The following is a 17,789-nucleotide window of genomic DNA, read 5'->3' on the forward strand; positions in this document are numbered from 1 at the left end:
TGCGCGAATAGGCAGCGTGGACGCCGGGCTGCACTAATCTGCGCGGCATGGCGGACGTGTTCGAAATTCTGGTGACGCTCAACCTGAGCGCCGAGATCCCCGGCGACGAGCTGGCGGAACTGCGCTGGCACCTCGGGCTACTGCGCTGGCACCTCGGGCTCCGCGAGCGACCCGAGGCGCTGCCGCTGACCGGGCCGTTCGACCCGGAGCCGGTGCTCGCCGCGCGCGGAGCCGCGTGGAAGGTAGGCGGAGCCGTAGTCGGCGAGCTGGTCGAACGCGGGGAAGGGTGGGCGTTGACCGTTTTGCAGGAGGTACATCCGGATGAACTTCCGACCCTGCACGCCCTGCTGACCGGCGTCGCCCGGCACGCAGATCAGGTCGGGTTCGCGGGGTTCGTGCGGTTCTATGAGGACGATGCGCCGGAGTCGTTCACGGTGAGCGGCGGGCAGCTCGCACTGCCCGCCGCCGTGACCGACTACTTGTAGGTGATGTCCGAGGACTTGAAGTTGCAGTGGCCGTCGCCCATTCCGTCACCGAGGTACTTCGGCTCGCTGCCCTTCGCCACGCCCGTGTACTCGGCGCAGACGTGGATGCCCGACGAGTTCGTGACGGTCACCCGGGTCAGCGTGGCGGTGTCGCCCCAGTTGGTGTTGATCCCGACGACGTACTTCGTCTTGTTCAGCAGCACGTTGTCCACTGTCACGTGGCGCTCGTAGTGGTTCGTGCAGTTGCCGCAGCCCCGGTAGAGCTTGCCGATGTCGCTGGCATAGAAACCGCTGATGTGCACGGTGCCGTTGCCGTTGTGCTGGAACACCTTGTCGGTCGCCGACTTGGCGCCGCCGCCGATGACGTAGGAGTCGCCGCCGCTGGTGCCCAGGAACGTGGCCGCGTCCTCGCCCACGTCCTCCCACCACACGTTCTGGATGGTGCAGCGGCCGAGGCAGTGCACGCCGTCACCCGCGGGCGAGCCGATGATGACGTTCTTGAGCGTCGCCCCGTCGGCGAGCTCGAACATCGGGTCCTGGCTCTCGCTCTGGCCGCCGTCGCCGATGCAGCAGTAGCGCTTCATCCCGCCGTCGAGCGAGCTGCTCACCTTGATGGTGCCGCTCACCGAGACCGAGCCGGTGCTGCTCGGCCACGAGCCAGTCGGGGTGCTGCCGCCGCCCGACGTCGGGGTGCTGCCGCCGCCGCCCGAGCCGAGCTTGACCAGCTGCCACTGCTGGTTGGCGCCGTCGAGGTTCTGGTAGCCGTCGAGCTTGGCGCCGTCGGCGGTCGACCACTCCCAGGTCTCGATGACCTTGTTGCTGTGGCGGTTGACGAAGCGGACGTACCCGTTCGCCGAATCCTGCAGGCGGAAGTGCTGGGTCGTCGAGCCGCTGTCGGCGTTCTGCACGAGCTGCAGGCCGTCGGTGGCGTTGGGCAGGTCGAGGACCTTGCCGCTCATGACCGACTTGATCTTGTAGTAGCCGGAGCCGGCGTCGACGAACTTCCACTGCTGGACGGTCAGATCGTTGCGCGACCACTGGTTGATCGGCGCGCCGTCGTTCGTGGCCCAGTTGTAGACGTCGATGACCTTGCCGCTGTTGCGGTTGACGAAGACGTACGTCGCGCTGGTGTCGACGGTCGCCGCGGACGCCGAGTTCGTGGCGACCAGCGTCACCCCCGCCACCGCGACGACGCCGGACGCGGCCGCGAGTGCGAGCCGCACCCGCCGCCGCGTGGGACTGGATTGCATCTGCTCCTCCATTCAGGGGAAAGCGCTTTCCTGAACGGGACCGTAGACGGGTTTCGAAATGCGCGTCAACGGCCTGCAACAAGCCTGCAACGCGCCCACGGAATGTGACGTAACATCGGCGATGGTCGCTGTAAATTACACCTCGTGCTGACCGTCGGCGTGGACCTCGCGGCCGCCGACGAGCGGACCGCGCTCGCGGTGCTGGAGTGGGACGCCGGCCGGGCCACCGTGCGTGAGCTGCACTTCGGCGTCGACGACGGCGCGATCGTGGACGCGGTGGCGGCGTCGGACAAGGCCGGGATCGACTGCGCGCTCGGCTGGCCGGAGCCGTTCACGCGCATGATCGTGGCGCACGGGGAGGGGCGGCCGGTCGCCGGATCCGGGGCCGCCTGGCGCCGAACAATGGTGTACCGCACCACGGACGAGGTCATTCGCGCGACCATTCCCGGGCTCATTCCGCTGAGCGTGTCGGCGGATCGGCTGGCGCACGCGGCGATGCGGTGCGCGGCGCTGCTGTCATCCCTCGCGGCGCGGGACGTGGACGTGGACCGCTCCGGCGCCGGGCGGATCGTCGAGGCCTACCCGTCGGCGTCGCTCTTCCGGTGGGGGTTGACGCATCGGGGGTACAAGGGAAAGAACTCCGTGCCGGTGGACGCCCTGCTGGCCGCCGCACCGTGGCTCGGCCTCGGCGCGTCCGAGCCGCTGATGCGCGAGAGCCACGACGCGTTCGACTCGGTGATCGCCGCGCTGACGGCCCGCGCGGCGGCGCTCGGGCTCGTGACGCGACCGGCGCCGGAGCAGCTGCGGCTCGCGCGGGTCGAGGGCTGGATCGCCCTGCCGACGGCGCCCCTTCGCGATCTACCCTGAACGCCGCCGCTACACGTTGCCGACGTCGGCCAGGATTTCGGCCAGCACCAGAGGGTTGAGGTAGTCGCGGTACGAGACGACCAGGCCGTCCCTGATCCGCAGGACGGCAATGACCGTCTGGTGCAGCGGCGCGCCGGTGGGGATCACGGTGCCGTGAGCCTCGTACTCGACGATCACCACCTGCGGGTCAATGGTCTCGTGGATCACCGTGTTGCGGTATTCGTCGAACTCGACGAGGCCGTTGGCCTGCATGGTGAGGAACTCGCGAAGCTGGTCGCGGCCCTCCACGCGGCCCGGGACGCCCGCCGGCCGGAATGGCCACTCGATGTAGCCGTCGGGCGCGAACAGTCCGACGAACGTCTCGGTGTCCCGCTCGCGACTCGCGCGAAGGAGCCGCTCGACAACTTCGCGTGACATGGCGGTCATGACCACTCCCATTCATTCAACGCTTGTTGATTGAACGAGCGTAGAACGCACGGAGGCGCCGGTCAACAGCCGTAGAACGAACTCCTCTAGGTGAGGTCCAGGCGGGCCAGCTGTGTGCGGCTGGTGACACCGAGCTTCGGGAACGCGCGGTACAGGTGGTAGGCGACCGTCTTCGGGCTGATGAACAGCATCGTGGCGATCTCGCGGTTCGTCCGGCCCGCCGCGACCAGCCGTACGATCTGCAGCTCCTGCGGCGACAGCGCGGCCAGCGCGTCGTCGGCCGGGGCGGGGCCGGACACCCGCTCCCCCGCCGCGCGCAGCTCGAAGCGCGCCCGCGCCGACCACGGGGCGGCGCCCAGGCGGTCGAAGAGCTCGGCGGCCGCCCGCAGGTGCGTGCGGGCCTCGGTCTTGCGGCGCTCGCGACGCAGGCGCTCGCCGATCGCCAACCGGGTGCGGGCGGCCTCCCACGGGAAACCGCCGGGCACGTCCAGCGAGTCCGTCAGCAGCGCCCGGCACCGGGTCAGGGCCGCATCCGCCCACGGCGACGTGCCGGTGGCGGCCCACGCCTCGAGCCGCGCGCAGGCCGCCTCGGCCCGCTCCCGCCGACCCGCCCGCACGGCCGCCTCGACGCGGTCGGGGGTGGCGAAGACCGAGCGGCACTCCTCCAGGCGATCGGAGGCCTCGGCGGCCCGGCCCCGGCCCAGATCGGCAAGCGCGAGGGCCCACTCCGTCCACGCCGGCTCGGCCGCCCGGCCCCGGCCCAGACCGGCGAACCCCGGGGCCGGCACCGTCCCGGCCGCCTCGGCCGAGTCCTCCCCCCGCACGGCGGCCAGCCAGGCCAGCATGCCCTCGACCGGCCCGCCCAGCGGCCGGGCCTCGAAGGCGGCGACGGCCGCGTCGCGGAACAGACCCAGGTGCAGCTCGGCCGCGGCCAGCGTGGCCAGGGCCCGCGGCAGGCGGCCGGGCGCGCCGTCGGCCCTGGCCCGGGCCACCACCGCCGTGGCGATCGTGCGGGTCGTCGCGAAGTCGCCGAGCAGCCCGGCAACGAAGGCCGCGTCGAGCTCCTGTCCGGCCGCGCGCAGCTCGGCCACTGCGTCGGGGTCGGCCTGCCGGGTCGTGCTGCCCTCGGGCGTCGCCCGGGCCGCGTCCAGACCGGCGGCCACCAGCTCGGCCATCGCGTCCAGGCCCGCGCGTGGGGGCGTGGTGCCCTCGACGATGGCCAGGGCGGCGTCGAGGCCGGCGGCCGCGGGGGCGCCGCGCGCGTGCAGGAGTCGTGACACCTCGGCCAGCCGCGCCCGGTCGCCCAGCTGCCAGGCGTTGCGGGCGGCGGTGAACAGCATCGGGCCGGTGCCGCCGGCGAGCAGCAGGTCGTGCGCGGCGGCCGCGTCGCCCTCGTCGAAGGCGAGCTTCGCGCGCAGCGCGACCGCCGCGCCGGGCGGGAGGCGGTCCAGCAGCGCCCGGGCCCGGTCCGGCTGCCCGGCGGTGTCCGCGGCCTCGGCGGCGGCCTCCAGGCGCGCGGCGCGCCGGGCGGGGTCCACGCTCAGGTCGGCGGCGCGCTGGAGGGCGGCGGCGGTGGCCGCGAAGCCGTTACGGCCGCGGGCCCGCTCGGCCGCCTGCTCCAGCGCCGTCGCGGCCTCCTCGTCGGCGCCGGCCGCGGCGGCGGCCAGGTGCCAGGCGCGGCGGTCCGGGTCGCCGACGGCGGCGGCGAGAGCGCGGTGCGCGGCCAGGCGGCGGTCGAAGGTCGGGTGCCGGTAGGCGGCGGCGCGCAGGAGCGGGTGCGTGAAGACGACCCGGCCGTCGGCGACCTCGATCAGGCGGGCGCGCTCGGCCTGCGCGAGCGCGTCCACGTGCGCACCCGCGCGCAGGAGGGTGGCGAGGTCGGCCTCGTCGTCGGCGGCGGCCAGGAGCAGGGCGTCGGGCGGCAGCGCGTCGAGCCGGGCGGCGAAGGCCTGCTGGATGCGGTCGGGCAACGGCAGCGGGCGACGGTCGTCGTCCGGCGGGCTCACGCCTGCGGCCGCGGCGGCCGAGTGGGGCAGCTCGAGCAGGGCGAGGGGGTTGCCGGCGGCCTCGGCGAGGACCCGGGCGCGCACGGTCGCGGGGAGGGCCGCGACCAGGTGCTCAGCCGCGTCCGCGCCCAGCGGCGGCAGGACGTGCGTGGGCAGGTCGGACGCGAAGACGTCGCGCGTGGCGACAAGCAGGGCCACCGACTCGGCCTCCAGGCGGCGCGCGGCGAAGCGCAGGGCCTGCGCGGAGGCGTGGTCGAGCCAGTGTGCGTCGTCGACGAGGCAGGCGACGGGGCGCCGCTCGGCCAGGTTGGCCAGGACGGTCAGCAGCGCGACGCCGATCAGGAGCTGGTCGCCGCCGGTGGACGGGCCGAGGCCGAGGGCCGCCCGCAGCGCCGGCGGCGGGTCGGCCTCGGGCAGGACGGGCCTGAGGAGCTGGTGGAGGGCGGCGAACGGTACCTCCGCCTCGGTCTGAACCCCCGTGCAGCGCAGGACCGTCATGCCCGTCGCCGCCGCCGCGGCCTGGCGCAGGAGCGCGGTCTTGCCGATGCCGGGGTCGCCGCGCAGGACCAGAACGGCGCTGTGCCCGGCGCGGGCCCGGGCGAGCAGCCCGGCGACCAGCGCCTGATCGGCCTCCCGCCCCCAAAGCATGACCACCGACCCTACCGCCACTAGGGGCACGACTGGTCATGTGTCCGGTACCGGCTCGGACCCGGCCGTTCCTACCTTTTCGGGCATGGGAGTGCGGTTGGAAGCGGTTTGCAGACGGTACGACAACGGGGTCACGGCGCTGGACGACGTCTCGGTGGACCTCGAACGGGGCGCGTTCACCGCGATCATGGGGCCGTCGGGCTCGGGGAAGTCGACGCTGCTGCAGTGCGCGGCCGGCCTGGACCGGCCGACGAGCGGGCGGGTGGTGCTCGACGGGCAGGACCTCACGGGGCTCAGCGAGCGGCGGCTGACCCTGCTGCGGAGGCGGCGGATCGGGTTCGTGTTCCAGGGGTTCAACCTGCTCCCGGCGCTCACGGCGCGGCAGAACGTCGGCCTGCCCCTGCGCCTGGCCGGCCGGCGCGCCGACCCCGACGGGATCCAGCGGAGCCTGGCGGAGGTCGGGCTCGGCGAGCGCGGCGGGCACCGGCCCCACGAGCTCTCCGGCGGGCAGCAGCAGCGGGTCGCGATCGCCCGGGCTCTCGTCGCGAGACCCGCGGTGCTGTTCGCGGACGAGCCGACCGGGGCGCTGGACTCCGCGAGCGGGCAGGATGTGCTGCGGCTGCTGCGCGGGCTGGTCGACGAGCACGGGCAGACGATCGTGATGGTGACCCACGATCCGGGTGCCGCGTCGTACGCGGACCGCATCGTCACCATGCGCGACGGGCGGGTAGCGGCGTGATCCGCATCGCCGCGGAGACGATCCGGCTGCGCCGGCTGTCGTTCGCGGGCACCTTCGTCGCGCTCGCGCTCGGCTCGGCCCTGATGGCCGCGCTCGGGCTGGTCCTGGACGCGACGGTCACCGCGCCGGGGAGGCCTCCGCAGCGGTACTCCGCGGTGCCCGTCGTCGTCGCGGCCGACCGGACGCTCACCGTGGCGACGCCGCGGGGCGGGGCGAGCGCGCCGCTGGCCGTGCCGCGGGGCGTGCCGGCGGACGTGGTCGCCGCGCTGCCGGACGCGGTCGTGGACCGGGTGTTCCGGGTGGATTCCACCGCAGACACGATCGGGCGGCCGTGGTCGGCGCTCGCGCTGGCCGGGCAGACACTCCACAGTGGACGGCCGCCGGCCACGGACGACGAGATCGCGGTCGAGGACGGCACGCTCGGCGATCGGCTGCTCGGGCAGTACACCATCGTCGGCATCGTCAGCCGTGGACCGCAGCCGGCCGTCTTCTTCACCGACGCCCGCGCCGCGGCCCTCTCACCCCGCGTCGACGCGCTCGCCCTGACGCGGCCGGCCGAGGAGGTGCGGGCCGTCGTCGGCGACCGCGCACTCGTGCTCACCGGCGACCAGCGCGCCCGCCTCGACGCCAACCGTGAGCCCGACGCCCGCGCCCGCAACAACGCCGCCACCATCGTGGGCATCGCGCTCGGGTTCGCCGCGTTCGTGGCCGTCTTCGTCGTCGCGTCCACCTTCGCCTTCGCCGTGGCCCAGCGCCGGCCCGAGTTCGCCCTCCTGCGGGCCACGGGGGCGACACCGGGCCAGATCAGGCGGATGGTGTACGCCGAATCGCTGCTCGTCGCCGTCGCCGCCTCGGCCACAGGGGTCGCCGCGGGCCCGTTCCTGGCCGGAAAGGTCCAGCCGCACCTGGTCCCGGGCTGGATCTCGGCCACGAGCTCCGCCCACTGGCCATTGTGGACCGCATTCGGTACCGGCGTGGCGGTCGCATTCCTCGGCGCGCTCACGGCGGCCTGGCGGGCCGGCCGGGTGCGTCCGGGCGAGGCGCTGCGCGAGTCGGTGGTCGAGCCGCGGGTCATGCCGGTCACCCGGTGGGTGCTCGGGCTCGGGGTGCTGGGCACGGCGCTGGTCACCATGGCGGTCACGGCGATCGGGGACCCGGGTTCGGCCACCAACCGCAAGACCTTCATGCCGGTCGTCATGCTCCTCGTCGCCGCGGCCGGGCTCCTTGCGCCCGCGCTGGTCCGGCCGGCGGCCCGGGTGCTGACGGCGCCCCTGGACCGGCTGCCCGGCGCGTCCGGGCTCGTCGCGTCGGCCTCGGCGCGGGCGTCGGCCCGGCGCACGGCGGCGATCGCGGCGCCGGTGCTCGTGACCGTCGGGCTGGCGGCCGCCCTGCTCACCGCGTCGGCGCTGACCGACACCGCGAAGTCCGCACTCGACCGTCAGGTCGCCCGGCCCGCCGTGCCGACCACGGTGTACACCCTGGAGGGCGGCACGGCGCTCATCCGGCGTCAGGCGGCGGCGGTCGCGTGGGTGCCCGACGACGCCATCATGGTCACCCGCGACCTGCAACTGCCGGTCGGCTCGACCGCGCACGTGTGGCTCGCCGACGGGACGCCGGCCGCGCTGCGCGTGATCGGGGAGCTGCCGGTCGGCAGTCCGTCCGATGCGCTGGTGGGTGCGGGAAATGCTATTTCGGATATATCCGTACCGCCACCGCCGTCCAACGCCAGCCGCACCGGACTGTTCATCGTGCTCGGGATCGTGCTCGGCTACACCGCGCTGAGCCTCGTGAACACGCTGCTCATGGCCGCTCCCGACCGTGCCGGGGAGCGCCGCGCCCTGCGACTGCTCGGCGCCCTGCGCTCGCAGGTCCGGCGCATCGCGCTGCTGGAGGTGCTCGTGGCGGTGGCCGTCGGGGTCGCCCTCGCCGCGCTGTGTGCGCTGGTCGCGGTGGGTGGGCTGTGGCTCACGCTGCTGCGGGTGACGGGCCCCCTGCCGATCGCAGTCCCGTGGGCGGAGCTCGGTGCGATCACGGCCGGCACGATCACCTTGGCTGCACTGTGTAGCCTAGCCGACACTAAGAGATAGATCTACATGTTTCTATCTCTGCCATGATGAGACTGCTGGCCCGTGGGGCCACACTCCTGATGGCGCTCTCCGCCGGCGCCCTGGCCTGGAGCGCACCCGCCAGTGCGGCCATGCCCGACCGCTTCGCCTTCGTGCTGTGGAACGGCTCCGCCACCGTCGCCACCGGCACGACCCCCTCCGCGACGACCGTCGTGACCGGCCCGCCCGGGCGCTACCGCATCCTGTTCCCGGGCGCGGCCGCCGCGCGGGGCGTGGTACACGCGACGGCGATCAACGACATCCCGCACTGGTGCCAGGCGAACACGTGGGGCCCGTCCGGCGTGGACGAGATCGTGTACGTCGACTGCTACAAGGCCGGCGGCACGCCCGACTTCACGCCGTTCACCGCGTTCTTCGAGAGCAGCTCGCCGCCGTCCGCCGCGATCTCGGGCCACTTCGGCTACGTGGACGCCCAGCCGACCGGCGCCCTGGTGAGCTCGTTCAACTCCGCGGGCGCGCTCAACACCGTCACCCCGGGCGTGCCCGGCCAGTGGCTCGTGAAGTTCCCGGGCCTCGCGACTCCGGGCCCGGTCGACGGCAGCCTGCAGGCGACGGCCGTCTCGGCGACCGCGGCCCGGTGCAAGGTCTTCAAGTGGAGCTCAGGCGCGGCGGGGCAGACCGTCCTCGTCGGCTGCTTCGACGCGTCCGGGGCGCCCGTCAACACGCGGTTCACCCTGACGTACCAGTGGCAGACCTCCCTCTACGGCGCGAAGATCCCGCCGAAGTACTTCGGCTACCTGTGGAACGCGCCGCCGCTCGGCCCCGCCGCGACGAACTTCAACTCGGTGCTGGGCGCGGGCGCGAACACCATCGGTTCCGCAGGTCTGGGCCTGTCCCTGCTGAAGTTCCCGCAGCTGGCCATCACGCCGGACACCGTGCAGGTGACGGCGGCCGGCCCGACGTCGGACTTCTGCGGCCTGAACACGGCGTGGTTCCACTTCCCGCCGGACACCGTGGTCCGCGACGTGAACTGCTTCACCAACGCCGGCGCGCCGGTCAACACCGGCTTCCTGATCAGCGTGAACTCGCAGTTCTGAGCACCCACCGTTCGCGGCGGCCGGCCCCCGCCAGTGGGCCGGCCGTCGCTCAGCGCTCACCCGCCGGACTCCCACCTCCGGCGGCGGCGCACGACATGGCACGGGCATCGCGGCCACGGTCTCGACCTCGGCGGCGGCACTCAGCGCTCGTCGGCGGCCGGGTGCTCGCGCCGCCGGTGCCGCCGGACGGGCACCTCGGCGTCCCGTTCGAGCCGCTTGACGGCGTCGTCTTCACGCTCCGGCGATTTGCCGGCGGACTCTTCGCGCCGCGTCACATCGTCGCTCATGACGCCCTCCTCAACGGAGCCGATCGGGGAGCCGGTCAGTAATTCTATCATCACCTTATGCAACCTTATCCATGATCCGGGCCCGGGTCTCGTCCGGTTTCCGGGCCGCGACGATGAGGCGGGACCATGCCTCGAAGTACGGGTCGGACTGCCAAGCGTCGGTGAAGAACTGCGCGCTTTCGAGCTGCTCCAGGTAGACGACGTCGAGCAGCTTCGCGTTGCGCAGCCGCAGGATCGAGAACGAGGTGCCGGTGCCCGCCCGACCGGCGGCGCTGTCGGGGAGCACCTGGATGCGGATGTACGGGCGCGCGCTGTCCCGCACGAGCGACTCGATCTGCTCCCGCATGACGTCCGGGCCGCCGATCCGCTTGCGCAGCGCCGCCTCCTCGACGACCGCCCAGACGCGGGTCGAGCCCTGCTCGTGCAGGATGCGCCGGCGCTCCATGCGCACCTCGACCCGGCGCTGGACCTCGGCCTCGTCGGTGTACCGGGTGCGCATGACGGCCTCGGCGTACGCCCGGGTCTGCAGCAACCCGGGCACGAACTGCACCTCGTAGGTGCGGATGAAGGCGGCGGCGGATTCGAGCAGCAGGTAGGAGCAGAACCAGTCGGCGAGCACGTCGCGGTGCCGGTACCACCACTGGCGATCGCTCGCCCGGCGCGTGAGGTCCACGATTGCCTGCCGCTCGTCCGCGTCCGTGATCCGGTACAGGTCGAGCAGCCGCTCCAGATCGTCTTCCTTGACCTTCACGCGCCCGCATTCGAGCCGGCTGATCTTCGAACGGTCGGCGCCGAGGTGCTCGCCGGCGTCGTCGCTGCTGATGCCGCGGGCGATGCGGAAGTCCCGCAGCTGGCGGCCGATCATCTCCCAGACGGCCTGCGGACGGGCCGTGATCTGAGTCATCACGGACTGTATGGTGCCGAGCGGTGGAACGAAAACGCAAGGGCATCTGCACGCGTGCATGCACGTGCAGATGCCCTCGGGCGGCGGGGTGGCCGCGGGTCAGCCCATGGACTTCTGGCCGTCGATGGACTCGCGGATGATGTCGGCATGGCCGGCGTGCTGGGCCGTCTCGGCGATGATGTGCGTGAACGCACGGCGGGCCGAGCGACGGGCGCCCGGCGTGAACCAGGGCGCCGGCGGGAGCTCGTGCGACGCGTCGAGGTCACACGTGCGCACGAGGTCGTCGGTCTGGGCGGCGATCTCCTCGTACCGCTGCAGCAGCCCCGAAAGCGTCTCGCCCTCGAGCATCTTGAAGCCGTTGGCCCACTCCGCGTAGCCGTCCTCGCTCCCGGGCGGGGCCACGGCCGCCGGGCCCTCGGTGACGAAGCGGGCCCAGCCGTGCTCGATGTCGCTCACGTGCTTGATCAGGCCGCCGAGGGTCAGCTCGCTCGCCGTCGGGCGCAGCCGCGCCTGCTCGTCGGTCAGGCCGCGGGCGGTGTTGCGGAGGAAGAAACGGGCCACACCCAGGGACTCCAGCAGGTCGGAGCGCTCGGCGGTGAGAGTCATCGTGGTCATCCCTTGTTCGTAGAACTCGACGGGGATGACGTTACGCAGAGATGCGGTCAGGTTCTGGCCGCTTCCGCAGGACCCACAGGGCGGATCCGTAAAGTCCGATTCCCAGCAGGATGAACGCGATCGCCACGACGGAGTTCCACGGGCCGGGCAGGTAGGTGGCCAGGAACCACGACATGTCCGTCCGCCCCGCGAGCACGAAGCCCAGCGCCACGATGCCCTGCGGGAAGAGCGGAATGGCGCCGAGGCCGAAGCCCACGCCGGCGACGTTCTTCTGCACCGCCGACAGCTCCTCGAAGCGGCGCATCGACGTGGCCGTCACGGGCTTGCGGCCGGTCCGCATGATGTCCAGCAGCTCGGGGCCGTGGGTGCGCAGCCGGTCCTCGGCCAGGCGCCCGAAGAGCCAGTAGCACAGGGCGCCCGTGGCCAGGCCGATCGGCACGCCCACCCAGCCGAGCCAGTGGGCGGCGAGGCCCGCGGGCACGCCGGTCACGAGGACGAGGGCCAGCATGAGGTACGCCAGGCCGGTCAGCCCGCCCTCGTCCTCGCTGGTGCGCAGCGGGTTGCCCGAGCGGCGGTGCGGGTCCGTGGCCGGGACGAGCGCGTAGACCGAGACCAGCGGCACGAGGCCGGCCGCGCCGCCGAGCAGGGCCGGCAGCAGGGCGAGGACCAGCGGCCAGGGACCGCCGACGATCGCGGTGCACACGACGGTCAGCACGATCGCGATGGCGCCCTGGGTGGCGACCCAGGCGAGCTGGCGGCCGCGGACGTCGGTCGCGCCCGGGCTCATCATCGTGAGCCACAGCGCGGTGCCGTCGGTGCCGTACAGGTTCGAGGCCATCCCGGCCGCCATGACGATGAAGATCGGGCCGGCGTACGGCAGCATCCCGTTCCAGCCGATGACGAGCGGGCTCGCGGCGAACCACAGGCCGTAGGCGAGCGAGAAGGCCAGCTGGTGGTTGCGGACCAGATCGCGCGACCAGGTGCGCAGCTCCTTGGCGACCACGGCCCCGGCCGCGGTGGACGCGGCGATCGGGCGCCGGCCGCGACCGGAGACCCGGGGGCGACCGGCCCGGCGGCCGAGCAGCGCCGCCCACAGGCCGAGCAGGAGCAGTACCAGGGCGGCCAGCGCGGCCAGGGCCCACCACTGGCCCCGGACGGCGAGCAGGCCCCAGGCCGAGGGGAGGTACCACACCACCGCCGGCGTGCCCGACACGCCGAACGCGATCATGAACACCCAGATCTGGCCGAGCGAGCTGAGGATGACGCCGTTGATCACGCCCGCGGCGATCGCGCCGATCCGGCTGCGCAGGGCGACGCCGACCACGGCCACCGAGATCTTCGACAGCAGCACGAAGACCGCGAGTTGCAGCAGCATCGCCGGTACCGCCACCAGCGTGTTGACCACCCCCACGCGCGTCCCGGCGACGATCAGCCCCGCGAGCGCGGCCAGCGACACCAGCGGCGCGACGCCGACGAAGGACGCGGTGAGCAGGCCGGCCGCGAGGCGCCGGGGCGAGATGCCGAGCATCGCGAAGTACTCGGGGCGCAGCGTCTCGTCGCCCCCGCCCATGAACACCGGGCCGAGCATCCAGCCGAGCAGCCACACGGCGAGCCCGGCGGCGAGGTAGTCGGGGCTGAGGTAGCCGAGGTACGCGGTCCCGGCCGCGAGCACGACCCCGATGGTCGCGCCGGTGCCGGCGGTCTGGGCGCGCTGGCCGCGGTACGCGTGGCGCATGACCGCGAGCTTCATCTGCGCCATGGTCAGTTCGACAGCCACGACAGCTCCTTGCCCATCCCGGCCCGCTCCCCGCCGACCAGCCCGACGAACGTCTCCTCCAGCGTCCGCGCGCCGCGCACCGCGTCGAGCGGGCCGGCCGCGACGACCTTGCCGTCATCGACCACGCCGACGTGGTCGCACAGCTGCTCGACCAGCGCCATCACGTGACTGGAGAGCACAATGGACCCGCCCGCGGCGACGAACCCGCGCAGGATGGTCTTGATGGTCGCGGCCGACACCGGATCGACGGCCTCGAACGGCTCGTCGAGCATCAGCAGCCGCGGCGCGTGCAACAACGCCGTGGCGAGCCCGATCTTCTTGCGCATGCCCGTGCTGTACTCGATCACGAGCGTGCGTTCGGCACTGTCCAGTTCGAGCACCGCCAGCAGCTCCTCCGCCCGCTGGTCGACGACGTCGCGCGGCATCCCGCGCAGCAGGCCGAGATACGTCAGGACCTCGCGCCCGGTCAGCCGCTCGGGCATCGCGAGCCCGTCGGGCAGCACGCCGACGAGCGCCTTGGCCTTGGCCGGCTCCGCCCAGACGTCCCGGCCGAAGATGCGCGCGGACCCGCCGTCGGGGCGCAGCAGCCCGACCGCCATCGAGAGGGTCGTCGTCTTGCCGGCCCCGTTCTGCCCGACGAGCCCGAAGAACGAGCCCTTGGGCACGGCGAGGTCGATCGCGTCGACGGCGACCTTGTCCCCGAAGCGCTTGGTCAGCCCGGCGATCTCGAGCGCCGGCCCCGTTTCCTGTGACATGCATTCACGGTAAGAGATCTATGTGACGACCGGATTGAGGCTGGTTCCCCGAGTAGGGGTGGAGTTATCTGCACCCCTCGCGGGCCGCCCCCGGTCAGCGGCGAGCGCGCTCGATGACCTCCTCGGGAGACAGCGGCGCCTTCGGGTGGTGCGTCAGGCACAGCGGCGTCCGGACCTTCACGAACGAGAAGCCCTCCCCCGCCGCATAGAACTGCCCGCTGCCGAGCAACCCGATGTCCGGCAGCTTCCCGCCCTTGGCCTGCGCCAGCTCCTTGGCGGCGTCGATCTGCGCCGGGGCATTGAGCAGCCCGAAGAACTGCGTGGTGGCGTTGCCCGAGATCTGGTTGTGCAGCCCCTTGGGCGCCTGGGTGGCAAAGACGAGCCCGAGCCCGTACTTGCGCGCCTGCGACGCGAGCGTGATCGTGCTCGCGGTCGAAGCGGTCGTGCCCGTAGCCGGCGCCAGCGTCTGCGCCTCGTCCATGATGAACAGCCCGCCAAGCGGCCGATCTCCGGCCGGATTGCGCTTGAGCCAGGTGAACAGCGCCATCTGCAGCTGGTTGACGAAGCCCTGCTTCTCCTCGTCGGACATCAGCCCGATGAAGCTGATCACGGACACGCGAGCGCGCTTGCCTTCGGGAGGGGTCAGCAGTACCGCCGGATCCGCCGACGCGCCCCGCCCGCCGAACAGCGGATCGTTGACCATCGCCGCCTTGAGCGTTTCGGCGAGGTCATTGGCGAGCTTGCCGGCCCTGGCCATCCGGCTCACGTCGTCCGGCAGATCCGCCAGGAAGTCCGTGAAGCCCTCGAGGCCGACCTTGTTGCCGCGCGCGTACGCCCGCAGCGCCTCATTGAGCACCGCCTTGCCCTGCTGAGCGGCTTTCGTGGTGCCCCCGACGCCGGCCCGCGGCGCGAGCGCCTCCACCGCCGCGCGGACCGCCTGGTTGAACTCGTCCGGCGAGTCCCGCACCGGCGTGAAGTCCGGCAACGGCTGGAAACTCAAGGGCCGGCCCCCGCTGACGGCGGGCGTCCACACCGTGACGTCGGTGTGCTCGAGGTAGTCTTGTGCTCGCTCCTCATCGCCAGGCCCCCAGCCGGCGGGCGGCTCGGGCCACGGGTCCCCCAGCCGGGCCAGATCGTTGTTGGGGTCGAGCACGATCGAGGACACACCCTGCCGTGCGCACTCTTCCACGAGCCGCCGGATGAGCACGGTCTTGCCGGAGCCGGAACCCGCGAACACGACGGTGTGCCGGCGCAGCGACTCCAGGTCGACGACGAACGGCGCCTCGTCCTCGATCACCTTGCCGAGCCGAATCGTCCGGCCGTCCGGCGGCGGCTCCTGCTGCTGCTGCGGTACCGCGGGGGACGAAGGCGCAGACGCGGGCTGGTGCTCACCGAACAGCGCGGCGAAGAGCTCCGTCCTGCTCGCGGGGCGCCGGGAGACCAGCCACTCGCCGAACAGCGCATTCGGAACGGCCTGCATGCGCCGCAGCGCGTCGAACACCTTGAGATCGGCGTCGTCGATACGGTGCCAGATGCCCCCGGCCGCGATGAACTTGTCGATCGTCTCCTTGGTCCGCGCACCGGTCGGCCACTCGCCCCGCCGCAGCAGCACGAGCCGCCGCTGCGGCACGGCGAGATCGAGCCCGGACATGACGCACGCGTTCTTGATGCGCGTGGTCACCGCGCGGGCGTTGGGATGCGCGATGGCCCGGATGGCCCAGTGCGCCTCGTTCTCGATCGTCTCGTCGAGCACCTGGATGAGCCGCCCGTGCAGCGCGGGCTTGGCCCCCGGCTGCGGATCCTGCTTGAACACCGCGCCGGTCGGCGCCTGCTCGCCGATCCACGCGTTGATCCCGGCCGCGAGCAGCTGCGGCATCTCGATGTCCTCGGTGAGATAGTCGAGCGCCGCATGGACGTCCGCGGAGGCGACCAGCTCCCGGAACATCGCATCGAGCGGCGCCAGGTCGCCGGTGACCGGCGGCGGCAGCGGCGGCAGGTCTTCGTCGAAGCGGCTCAGCTCGACGATCTCGTCCTCGACCAGGCAGCGGTGCAGGTGCTCCTCGACCCGGCGCAGGAGCGCCCGCGGGGTGTAGTCGCGCGCGTCGTCGAAGGCCTCGGGCCGGATGGGCCACGTGGGATATGGGCTCGGCACGTGGTACTCGGCGTACGTCTTCGTCAGCCGCTTCTCGACGATGGCCCGGGCGATCTCGGCGCTGTCGATGCGGTCGTGCAGGACCGTCGCCCGGAAGCGCTGGGTCACCGGGCCGGCCGTGCTGCGCTCGAACAGCGCCCAGGTGTCGGGCAGGCACGACATCACCACGAGGGTGCGCTGGGTGATGTCGCGCAACGTCAGGAGCCCGTCCGCGATCGGACCGACCACGGCGTGCAGCTCCTCGTCCAGTCCCTGATCGCGCTTGAAGAAGGTGTTGCTGGTCTGCGCGAACAAGGTGTCGAGCTGGTCGATCGCAATCACGCTCGGGCTCAGCGTCAGCGCGATGAGCCGGGAGATGTCGGCCACCACCTCGGCCGGCTTCCGCGTGGCGGTCGTGAATCCCCAGTCGGTGCGATCCGACGGCTCCGGGGGCTCCGAGATGAGGTGGGCCTGACCGATGTCCTGGTGCTCGAAGTCGGGCGAGTTGAACAGCACGAGCGCCCGGGCGGTGTCCTGACACTCGCGCCCGGTGACGGCGTCGAACCGCCGGAGGCCGGCGATGAAGGCGTCCAGCTGCGGGCGGGTCACGGGCGTCTGCCCCGCGATCGCGTCCCGGACCTCCGGCGTGAGGCCGAGCTGCGGGGTCAGCCGGCGCAGGAACGTCTTGAGCTGCGTGCCCCATCCGAAGGCATCCCGGCTGAGCCCACTGATGATGCCCTGGACGGTGCTCTCCCAGAAGTTCCGGCCGCTGATCATGTTGACCAGGAAGAAGTACCCGCCGCCGTCGGCCCGCTGGATCGTCTCCCGCACGGCGCCGAGCAGGTGCGTCTTGCCCGAGCCGGCGCGCCCCTGCAGCGCCACGGCGAGCGGGGTCGTGGTGTCGCTGCGCCGGGCTCGCTGGACGCCGCTGAGGATCTCGCGAACCGACTTCTCGTGCAGCTCCGGCACGTCGTACGGCGACGAGTGCCAGATGTCGTCCGGCGTCGGGGCGGGGTTGAAGTGCAGTGCCTCGAGCGCCGCCCGCGCGGCCGGGCTGATCACGGCCGGCCGATCGACAGGGCGTGGCTGTCCTCACCGCCGATACTCAGGGCGGCGGCGCGGTCACGTGGCTCGAGCGCCTTCGTGTTGGCGACGGGGATGATGCGGACACCGTCCTGGCGCAGGAGCGACCGCAGCGCCTCGTCGACAGCGTCCCGGCTCAGCTCGGTGAGCTGGTCGCGCAGGTCGGCCAGCCCGACCCACTCCCCCGGCCGCCCCGCAAGCTGGGCATAGGCCGTGCGCACACGGGCTTCGACATCGGCATCGAGCGGCTCGACGTCGCCCTCGCTTGCGTGCGCAAGAGGGCGGAAGAACTCCCCTTCAGTGATCTTCACGCTGTGGCTGGTCTGCAACTGCTCCAGCCCGCGGCGGATGTTGCCGAGCAGGGTGATGAGGGTGCGGGTGGCGCTCTTGCTCGCCTTCGGCGGCTCCATCGTGTGCAGCTCGCGCACGACTCGCCAGCCGCGGTCGGTGAGCGAGTGCGAGAACGGACGGTGACTGCGGTCCGTCGCCACCAGGCCGAGCTTCGACTCCAGCTTGGTGTTGTCGGTTCCGGTCAGGGAGAAGCCGGCCAGCTCCTTGAGCTCGTTGTTGTTCAGCTCGCGGGCCTCCGACATGAGGACGACCAGCGCGAGGATCTGGTTCGGGGTGAGGCTCGGGACGTCGTCGGCGGGCAT

Annotated in this window: 15 protein-coding genes; 5 read left to right on the forward strand and 10 right to left on the reverse strand. The window is 72.5% G+C overall.

All coding sequences use genetic code 11. The features are described from left to right. Positions 1-47 precede the first annotated feature (47 nt). Positions 48-485, forward strand: coding sequence for a hypothetical protein (locus tag ABT369_RS03095; RefSeq protein WP_350610015.1), 438 nt, complete (start codon positions 48-50; stop codon positions 483-485). On the opposite strand, the gene ABT369_RS03100 is transcribed toward ABT369_RS03095, so the two are convergent. Continuing rightward, the gene (locus tag ABT369_RS03100; protein ID WP_350610016.1) at positions 476-1,735 is read right to left on the reverse strand and encodes a pectate lyase; all 1,260 of its coding nucleotides are present in this window, start codon (positions 1,733-1,735) and stop codon (positions 476-478) included. The two genes, ABT369_RS03095 and ABT369_RS03100, sit on opposite strands and share 10 nt — an antisense overlap. A 144-nt stretch (positions 1,736-1,879) precedes the next feature. Between ABT369_RS03100 and ABT369_RS03105 the strand changes: the two genes are divergently transcribed. Continuing rightward, entirely contained in the window at positions 1,880-2,602 is a 723-nt protein-coding gene (locus tag ABT369_RS03105; RefSeq protein ID WP_350610017.1) for a DUF429 domain-containing protein, read from the forward strand. Between the two features lie 9 nt (positions 2,603-2,611). On the opposite strand, the gene ABT369_RS03110 is transcribed toward ABT369_RS03105, so the two are convergent. Both ABT369_RS03110 and ABT369_RS03115 read right to left on the reverse strand, forming a co-directional pair. After that, positions 2,612-3,028: a nuclear transport factor 2 family protein gene (locus ABT369_RS03110; RefSeq protein WP_350610018.1), complete on the reverse strand. Its 417-nt coding sequence runs from the start codon at positions 3,026-3,028 to the stop codon at positions 2,612-2,614. Positions 3,029-3,114: 86 nt separating this feature from the next. Further along, entirely contained in the window at positions 3,115-5,682 is a 2,568-nt protein-coding gene (locus tag ABT369_RS03115) for a helix-turn-helix transcriptional regulator (RefSeq protein ID WP_350610019.1), read from the reverse strand. 85 nt (positions 5,683-5,767) lie between these two features. On the opposite strand from ABT369_RS03115, the gene ABT369_RS03120 reads away from it, so the two are divergent. Genes ABT369_RS03120 through ABT369_RS03130 form a run of 3 tightly spaced genes read left to right on the forward strand, consistent with a single transcriptional unit; the run spans position 5,768 to position 9,584 of the window. Further along, positions 5,768-6,421 carry an ABC transporter ATP-binding protein gene (locus ABT369_RS03120; protein ID WP_350610020.1) on the forward strand — a complete coding sequence of 218 codons (654 nt, stop codon included), beginning with the start codon at positions 5,768-5,770 and terminating at the stop codon, positions 6,419-6,421. Continuing rightward, positions 6,418-8,508 carry an ABC transporter permease gene (locus ABT369_RS03125; RefSeq protein WP_350610021.1) on the forward strand — a complete coding sequence of 697 codons (2,091 nt, stop codon included), beginning with the start codon at positions 6,418-6,420 and terminating at the stop codon, positions 8,506-8,508. Before ABT369_RS03120 ends, ABT369_RS03125 begins: the two co-directional genes overlap by 4 nt. Before the next feature lie 23 nt (positions 8,509-8,531). Next, the gene (locus ABT369_RS03130; protein WP_350610022.1) at positions 8,532-9,584 is read left to right on the forward strand and encodes a hypothetical protein; all 1,053 of its coding nucleotides are present in this window, start codon (positions 8,532-8,534) and stop codon (positions 9,582-9,584) included. A gap of 140 nt (positions 9,585-9,724) precedes the next feature. Here the strand turns inward: ABT369_RS03130 and ABT369_RS03135 are convergent, their stop codons facing one another. The 7 genes from ABT369_RS03135 to ABT369_RS03165 form a co-directional block, all read right to left on the reverse strand. Further along, the gene (locus tag ABT369_RS03135; RefSeq protein WP_350610023.1) at positions 9,725-9,871 is read right to left on the reverse strand and encodes a hypothetical protein; all 147 of its coding nucleotides are present in this window, start codon (positions 9,869-9,871) and stop codon (positions 9,725-9,727) included. Between the two features lie 55 nt (positions 9,872-9,926). Continuing rightward, a complete protein-coding gene (locus ABT369_RS03140) occupies positions 9,927-10,775 on the reverse strand; it encodes a helix-turn-helix domain-containing protein (RefSeq protein ID WP_350610320.1) in 849 nt (282 codons plus the stop codon). A gap of 99 nt (positions 10,776-10,874) precedes the next feature. After that, on the reverse strand, positions 10,875-11,390 hold the full coding sequence (locus ABT369_RS03145) for a DinB family protein (protein WP_350610024.1): 516 nt from the start codon (positions 11,388-11,390) through the stop codon (positions 10,875-10,877). A 31-nt stretch (positions 11,391-11,421) separates the two neighbouring features. Then, a complete protein-coding gene (locus tag ABT369_RS03150) occupies positions 11,422-13,167 on the reverse strand; it encodes a hypothetical protein (protein WP_350610025.1) in 1,746 nt (581 codons plus the stop codon). Next, positions 13,152-13,922 (reverse strand): ABC transporter ATP-binding protein, encoded by a 771-nt coding sequence (locus ABT369_RS03155; protein WP_350610026.1) that lies wholly within the window; start codon positions 13,920-13,922, stop codon positions 13,152-13,154. The genes ABT369_RS03150 and ABT369_RS03155 overlap by 16 nt, the downstream gene beginning before the upstream one ends. 94 nt (positions 13,923-14,016) lie before the next feature. Further along, entirely contained in the window at positions 14,017-17,115 is a 3,099-nt protein-coding gene (locus ABT369_RS03160; RefSeq protein ID WP_350610027.1) for an ATP-binding protein, read from the reverse strand. Beyond that, positions 17,112-17,789, reverse strand: a complete 678-nt coding sequence (locus ABT369_RS03165) for a hypothetical protein (protein ID WP_350610028.1) — start codon at positions 17,787-17,789, stop codon at positions 17,112-17,114. Before ABT369_RS03165 ends, ABT369_RS03160 begins: the two co-directional genes overlap by 4 nt.

Source organism: Dactylosporangium sp. NPDC000244 (genome assembly GCF_040300725.1).
In the GTDB taxonomy this organism is placed as follows: domain Bacteria; phylum Actinomycetota; class Actinomycetes; order Mycobacteriales; family Micromonosporaceae; genus Dactylosporangium.